This is a genomic window from Streptomyces sp. OR43, from assembly GCF_008042275.1.
GTDB lineage: Bacteria > Actinomycetota > Actinomycetes > Streptomycetales > Streptomycetaceae > Streptomyces.
Window position 1 is genome coordinate 1 of sequence record NZ_RDBK01000099.1, and the last position, 6,494, is coordinate 6,494.

General features: G+C 71.4%; 7 protein-coding genes. 4 read left to right on the forward strand and 3 right to left on the reverse strand.

What is annotated here, in order from left to right; genetic code table 11:
• Positions 1-642: 642 nt before the first annotated feature.
• Positions 643-942: a beta-Ig-H3/fasciclin gene (locus tag EAO72_RS41050; RefSeq protein WP_261991875.1), complete on the reverse strand. Its 300-nt coding sequence runs from the start codon at positions 940-942 to the stop codon at positions 643-645.
• Between the two features lie 164 nt (positions 943-1,106).
• Here EAO72_RS41050 and EAO72_RS41055 point away from each other — a divergent pair, with 164 nt between their 5' ends.
• Positions 1,107-3,947, forward strand: coding sequence for an AfsR/SARP family transcriptional regulator (locus tag EAO72_RS41055; RefSeq protein ID WP_148022481.1), 2,841 nt, complete (start codon positions 1,107-1,109; stop codon positions 3,945-3,947).
• Between the two features lie 32 nt (positions 3,948-3,979).
• On the opposite strand, the gene EAO72_RS41060 is transcribed toward EAO72_RS41055, so the two are convergent.
• On the reverse strand, positions 3,980-4,273 hold the full coding sequence (locus EAO72_RS41060) for a DUF397 domain-containing protein (protein ID WP_148022482.1): 294 nt from the start codon (positions 4,271-4,273) through the stop codon (positions 3,980-3,982).
• Positions 4,254-5,096, reverse strand: coding sequence for a helix-turn-helix domain-containing protein (locus tag EAO72_RS41065; RefSeq protein WP_148022483.1), 843 nt, complete (start codon positions 5,094-5,096; stop codon positions 4,254-4,256). The genes EAO72_RS41060 and EAO72_RS41065 overlap by 20 nt, the downstream gene beginning before the upstream one ends.
• Positions 5,097-5,209: 113 nt before the next feature.
• Here EAO72_RS41065 and EAO72_RS41070 point away from each other — a divergent pair, with 113 nt between their 5' ends.
• The 3 genes from EAO72_RS41070 to EAO72_RS41080 all read left to right on the forward strand — a co-directional run.
• Positions 5,210-5,452 (forward strand): hypothetical protein, encoded by a 243-nt coding sequence (locus tag EAO72_RS41070; protein WP_315986337.1) that lies wholly within the window; start codon positions 5,210-5,212, stop codon positions 5,450-5,452.
• A complete protein-coding gene (locus EAO72_RS41075) occupies positions 5,442-5,684 on the forward strand; it encodes a hypothetical protein (protein ID WP_148022484.1) in 243 nt (80 codons plus the stop codon). Before EAO72_RS41070 ends, EAO72_RS41075 begins: the two co-directional genes overlap by 11 nt.
• Positions 5,685-5,887: 203 nt before the next feature.
• Positions 5,888-6,494 (forward strand): carbohydrate-binding protein (locus EAO72_RS41080; RefSeq protein WP_459112836.1); only part of this gene is annotated, 607 nt, incomplete at its 3' end.

The window sequence follows — 6,494 nt, forward strand, 5'->3', positions numbered from 1 at the left end:
GAGGGTGGGTGGGAATCAATCCCGCCATCCATTCCGCTGAAAGAGCGCTCGGATCTCGGGGCTTGAGCCCCGGGCGAAAATCGGAGTGGAGAGCGATGTGGGCGTGCCCGCATGCGTGAGGGGGGGGGCGGTGTGTCGCCGTCCACGCCGCGGGTGAGCGGGGCGTGCAGTCGGGGGGTGCTGCTCCTCCGGCGTGGTCCTGCCGAGTCGCCGCTCTTGGCGAAGGTCACGGCGAGTCGGACCGGCACGGTGGAGGCGGCGTCACGGGGGATGAGGCGGGCGAATTCGCGCCCTCAGCGACGGTTGCCGCCGCCCCTCCGGCCGCCGGTGAACGCGGAGATTATCCACGCGACGAGTGCGACAAGGAAGAACACGACGATGATCGTCGGAAGTACGGAAGCCATTCCGGTCCCCCAGGGAGTGTGATCGCCCGAGCAGAAGTGGGCGCTGATGGAAGGGGATTGAGGGTAATGGGCCCCAACCGGGCCGCCCTGCCCAGGCGCTCATCCTGCATCGGATCTTCACTCCCGCCACGTCCGGGGCGGGAAGGAGGGGGAGGGGCTGGGTGGAGATGCGCGTACGGGTACGGTCCCCGCCGGAAGGGCGCGGTCCGTACCCGTACACCTCGGTCGACGACGTGCGTCAGCAGGTCAGCGTGCGCGTATACGTGCCGAGGATGCCGTGGTAGACGAACAGCTTGCTGGTCCCCTTCGACATCACGTAACAGGGGCTGTCGGAGGCCAGTGAGACGTCGACCTTCACGGACTGGGTGCCACTGCACTTGTTCCAGAGCAGCACATCGAAGCCGTCGGTCGTCTCGGTCACCATGCGTGAGACGCAGGACGGGGCCAGCGTCGCGGCGGCGGCCGGTGACGCCATGGCGATCATCGTTCCGCCCACAACCGCCGCGGTCAGTGCGGCCTGCACAGCTCTCCGGGGCATTCGCATCAAGGACTCCTTGCCGAGTAGGTGTTCGCAGCAAGCGGCACGCTAAGCTGACCAGCGCATAATCCGCGTACAGCGTGCGTACGGCGTGCGCACAGCGTGTGGACAACGCGGCGGTGGCTCGCGTGTGAGCCCGGCGCCCGCGGGTGGGGTGGTATCGGATGCGTTTCGCTCTTCTCGGCTCCCTGGCGGTCTACCGCGGTGATGTGAGCGTGGATCTGGGCTCCGTCAAACAGCGTCTGGTCCTGGCGACTCTGCTCAGCCGCCCCTCCGAGTCCGTCCCCGCGGCCGTCCTGGACGCGGCTCTCTGGGGCGAGGACCCGCCGCCCTCGGCCGCCGCGAACCGCCGTACGTATGTGAGGGGCCTGCGGAACGCCCTGGGGGACGGGCTGTTGCGTGCACCGGGTGGGTACCTGCTCCGGGTCGGGCCGGGCCAGCGGGACATTGACCTCTTCGACCAGACCGCCGCCCGCGGCCGGCAGGATCTGGCGCGCGGCGACTCCGCCCTGGCCTGCCAGGAGCTGAACCGGGCGCTGGAGCTGTGGCGCGGCCCGGTCCTCGACGGACTGCCGGTGCCGGACGTGCTGACGCGCTGGGTGAGCCGGCTGGAGGAGCGCCGCTGTCACGCCGAGGAAGACTTCGCCGCGGCCCTGCTCGAGGAGGACCGCTGTGGGGAGGTGGTCCGCCGGATGCGGGACCTGGTCGAGCGCCATCCGCTGCGGCAGCGGGCATGGGGCCACCTGATGCTGGGCCTGCACCGGACCGGTGACCTGTCCGGTGCGCTGGAGGCGTACCGCCGGGCGCGCGAGGAACTGGTCCAGGAGACCGGCCTCGAACCCGGACCCGAACTGGCGCGCCTCCACGAGGACATCCTCCGGCAGCGCGGCGTGCCGACGGGTGCGGCCTCCGAGGCCCCAGCCGCGCCCTTGGCCGCCACCCCGGCGGCGGGAGCCACGGACGCGGAGGCCCCGGCCGCGCAGCCGCCCTCGGGGAGTCCGGCGCTCAGCCCACGGCAGTTGCCGCCCGTCACCCCCGATTTCGTCGGCCGGGACGCGGTCCTCGCGGCGCTCGACTCCTTCCTGACCTCCACGCCCGGACGCCCGGCCATCGCCACGATCATCGCGGTGACCGGAATGGCGGGCGTCGGGAAGTCCGCCCTCGTGCTGCACTGGGCCCATCGGACCGCCGACCGGTTCCCCGACGGGCAACTCCACGTGAACCTGCGGGGATACGACGAGGAGGGCGTCCTGCCCGCCACCGACGCACTCCACGGGTTCATCGAGGCCCTCGGCGTACCCCAGTCCCGGATCCCGGCAGGCGAGGAGGCCCGGTCCGGGCTGCTCCGGAGCCTCCTGGCCGCGCGCCGCGTGCTCGTCGTCCTGGACAACGCCCGGGACTCCCACCACGTACGGCCGCTGCTCCCCGGTGCAGGACACAGCGTGGTCGTTGTCACCAGCCGTGAGCGGCTGCGCGGGCTGGTGACCGGGGAGGGCGCCCGGCCCGTCGGCCTGGACGTGCTGACGGAGGAGGAGTCCATGGGGCTGCTGGTCCGCCACCTCGGGGAGCGAGTGGTGGCCGAGCCGGCCGCCGCAGCGGACATCGTGGCGGCCACCGGGCGGCTGCCGCTGGCCCTCGCGGTGGTCGCCGGACGCGTCGCCGGTCATCCGGCCACTCCCCTGCGCGCTTTCGCGGACGAACTGCGCCCTGCCCGGGCGCTGCTGGACGTGCTGGACGACGCCGACGCGCGACGGGCGATGTCCTGGTCCTGCCGTGCCCTCACCGATGACGGGGCCCGGCTGTTCCGGCTGCTCGGGCTGCACCCCGGCCCCGAGCTCACGCCCGCCGCGGCGGCCGCGATGGCGGGCGTGCCGGAGCGGGACGTACGGACGCGGCTCAGGGAGCTCACCCGGCTGCACCTGCTGACGGAGCAGACCCCCGGCCGGTACGTCTTCCACGACCTGGTGCGTGCTCACGCCGCCGAACTCGTCTGCGCCCAGGAGCCGGCCGAGGAGCGCTGCGCCGCCCGCGAACGGCTCTACGACCACCTGCTGCACCGCGCCCACCGCGCGGCCGTTCTCGTGCAGCCGCAGTGGACGGCCGTCACCCCCGTACCGAGGCTCCGGTACGACGAAGAGGACCACGCACGCGATGCGGACGCCGCACTGGCGTGGTTCGCCACCGAGCTCCAGGTGCTGTTGCGGTCGGTGACCCAGGCCGCGCGGCACGGATTCGGCACGTACTGCTGGCAGTTGGCCTGGGCGGTCACCGCCTACCTCGCGCCGCACGGCCTATGGCAGGACCAGCGCGCGGTCCAGGAGACCGCACTCGCCGCCGCCGAGAGGGCCGGTGACCCGGCGGGCCAGGCCATGGCGTGCCGCCTGCTCGCCCGCGCCAACTCCCGGCTGGACGGCCTCGACGCCGCCGAGGGACAGATGCGCCGAGCCCTCGACCTCTACACCGCCCTGGACGATCCCGCCGGCCAGGCCCAGACCCTCCACAACTACGTCGAGCTCTGTTACATGAGCGGCCGTCTGGCCGAAGCCCTGGGCCACGGCAACGAAGCGCTCCGCCTCCACCGCCTCTCCGGCAATCGTGACGGCGAGGCCCGCACCCTCAACGCCATCGGCTGGCTGCACGCCGCCGAGGGCGACTACGAACGCGCCATCGACAGCTGCACCCAGGCCCTGGACCGCCAACGGCGCACCGGCGACCACAACGGCCAGGCTGCCACCCTCGACAGCCTCGGTTACGCCTACCACCGCCTGGCCCTCTACGACCGCGCCCTCGCCAGCTACGCCGAGGCCGTCACCCTGTTCCGCTCCTCAGCCGACCGCTACCACGAGGCCGAGACCCTGGTCCGGCTCGGAGAGACGTACGAGGCGACCGGCCGAACCCCGGAGGCCGAGCGCGTCTGGCGCGACGCGACGGTGATCTTCGACGAACTGCACGACCCGGAGGCCGACGCGATCCGCGAGCGCCTGTCGCGGGTACGGGAGGCGTGAGCCGGGCACGCGTCGTACTTTCGTCGGCTGCGCTACCGCACCGCCGACACCGACTCACCGGACGCGCGCTTCAGCCGCGCCACGAACGTCGACCAGGCCGCCGCGTGGAACATCAGCGCGGGGCCGTCGGTCACCTTGGAGTCGCGGACGGGGACGATCTCGGGGACGCCGTGGAGGACTTCGAGGCAGTTGCCCCCGCTGGCGTCGCTGTACGTGGACTTGCGCCAGGTGGCTACCTCCAGGCAGTCCCCGCCACTTGCGCCGCTGTACGAGGACTTGTGCCAGGTCGCCGTGGACAGGTCGTAGTCAGAACCGCTGAGCTTCATGGTCGTAATCCTCCGCCACCGATTCGATCAAGGCCAGGGATGCTGCCGGTGAGATCGCGTTGGCCACCACCAGATCGTAGGTCAGTTCGTACTGGCGGACTGCAGCCGGATCGTCCTGTAACTGCCCCGTTCCCAGGCCTTGTAGATAGGCCAGCGGTGGTGCGTCAGCGAAGGCCATGAGCTTGAGTGAACCTTCGAGTGCCATATGTGCGCCTGCTGAGAAGGGCAGCACTTGCGCGATGACCCGATGCCTCCTCATCAGCCCGGTGATATGACGAAGGGCGGCCGCTATGACGGCGGGCCCAGCCACCACCCGGCGTAACACCGCCTCGTCCAGCACCACCCACAACATCGGCACTGTTGGATCGGTGAGAAGCTGCGCGCGCTCCAGCCTCGCGGCCACCAACTCGTCGATCGCGCTCTCGGTGGCAGTCGGGAGCCCCTCGCGGAACACCGCCCGCGCATACGCCTCCGTCTGCAACAGCCCGGGCACGAGCTGAGGCGCGTACTCCCGGATCGCCTCCGCCCTGGCCTCCGCCTCCGCCGCCTCCGCGAAGTGTTCCGGGTACTTCGACTTCTTCAGCGCCGCGCAGTTCCGTACGAAGAACCCGGCCGCGCCCAGGATTTCGTCGAACTTCTCCGCCTGGTCCATCTGCATCCGCCGCACCCCGGACTCCAGCTGCCCGATGAACGAGCCGCTGACGAAGAGCGGGGCGCCGAGGTCGGTCTGGGAGAGGCCCGCGTCCTCTCTTCGGTGGCGGAGTTCGGCGCCGAGAAGGGCGCGTGGCGAGGAGGACGGGTCGAGGTTTCTGGGCCCTGGCATGACAACTCCCTGTGGCACACGTGTGGTTGTTGGAACCGCACCTCTTCCAGGCTAACGAGCAAATGGACACGCTGGGTATGCATCAGAACTACTCAGAGTGGAAGGAATGGATCATGACGACTACGGAACGGCGCGAAGCGGCAGTGGGCAGGGTGCGGGAGGCCGAGGAGGTGGTGGCGCGGTTGCGTGGGGGGCTCGCGGGAGTCGGGATCGTGCTGCCGTCGCTGCGGATCGACCCGCTCTCGTACGCGGGTGACGGGCCCGTCGCGCTCGTCGACCTGGGGCGCTGCAACCTCGACACGGCGTTGCGGCTGTCGCAGGTGCTGGAGGGGCAGAGGGCGGGTCATGGTGGCTGAGGCCGGTGATCTGGAGGCGTGTACGCCGGAGCCCGGGTCGTTCGCGGTCGACGCGCGGGACGGGCGGGTCGGCCGGGTGATGGGGCGGGTCGGCCCGTACGTGCAGCTGCGTCCTCCCGGCGGCGGGGCGGAATGGGACTGCCCGCCCGGCAGTGTGCGGCCGGCGTCGCCGGGGCTCGTGCTGCGGGCGCGGGTGACGGAGGTCAACCGGGAGGGGCAGCTGCCTCGGTGAGGGAGGGCGCGGCCTGAGTGGGTACGCAATGTTGCGGCTCACGGATGCAAAAAAGCGATGATGCGGCGCAGCTGAACGTCACTGGGTGGAAATCTCCTCGCAGGAGTCTTGTGGGGTGAGGTGTGCCGGTCCTACTGTCGCCTCACCTTCTCGGCGGCCGCTCCACCCCCGGACGCACCCTTCCCAAGAGAAACGGGCCTGCGATGTCACGGAAGTTCACCGGTTTCGGAACGCGGGTGCGAAGACCGCAACGCCCAACAGGCCTGTACGCGGCCACCGTCGCCTCGTTGACCGCGGCCGCCCTCGGCCTGGGTGTCCTGGCCGGGGCCCCGGCCGGCGCGCGTCCCGCCACCGATCCGGCCCCCGCCGTCACCCGGGCCGCCCTCGACCCCGCGCTCGTCGCGGGGCGGGGCGCGAAGGTGGCGTTCGCCGAGCAGGAGGCCGAGAACGCGCTGACGAACGGCACGGTCATCGGGCCGGACCGCACCGCGTACACGCTCCCGGCCGAGGCGTCCGGCCGTAAGGCGGTCAAGCTCACGCCGGGCGAGCACGTCGAGTTCACGCTCCCGGCGGCGGCCAACGCGATCACCGTGCGCTACAGCATCCCGGACGCGCCGCGCGGCGGCGGGATCACGGCGCCGCTGGACATCGCGGTGAACGGCACGAAGCGCGCCGGCATGACGCTGACCTCCCAGTACTCCTGGCTGTACAACCAGTACCCGTTCTCCAACGACCCCGGCGCCGACCTGCTCCACCCCGACTGGTGGATCACCGAGTGCTCCTGCGTGCCCGTCGCCACGACGCCCGCCC

Excerpts from the sequence above, each read along its gene's own strand:
- EAO72_RS41065 (WP_148022483.1), bottom strand. The coding sequence starts at position 5,096 with ATGCCAGGGCCCAGAAACCTCGACCCGTCCTCCTCGCCACGCGCCCTT.
- EAO72_RS41050 (WP_261991875.1), bottom strand. The coding sequence starts at position 942 with ATGCCCCGGAGAGCTGTGCAGGCCGCACTGACCGCGGCGGTTGTGGGC.
- EAO72_RS41075 (WP_148022484.1), top strand. The coding sequence starts at position 5,442 with ATGGTGGCTGAGGCCGGTGATCTGGAGGCGTGTACGCCGGAGCCCGGG.
- EAO72_RS41070 (WP_315986337.1), top strand. The coding sequence starts at position 5,210 with ATGACGACTACGGAACGGCGCGAAGCGGCAGTGGGCAGGGTGCGGGAG.
- EAO72_RS41055 (WP_148022481.1), top strand. The coding sequence starts at position 1,107 with ATGCGTTTCGCTCTTCTCGGCTCCCTGGCGGTCTACCGCGGTGATGTG.
- EAO72_RS41060 (WP_148022482.1), bottom strand. The coding sequence starts at position 4,273 with ATGAAGCTCAGCGGTTCTGACTACGACCTGTCCACGGCGACCTGGCAC.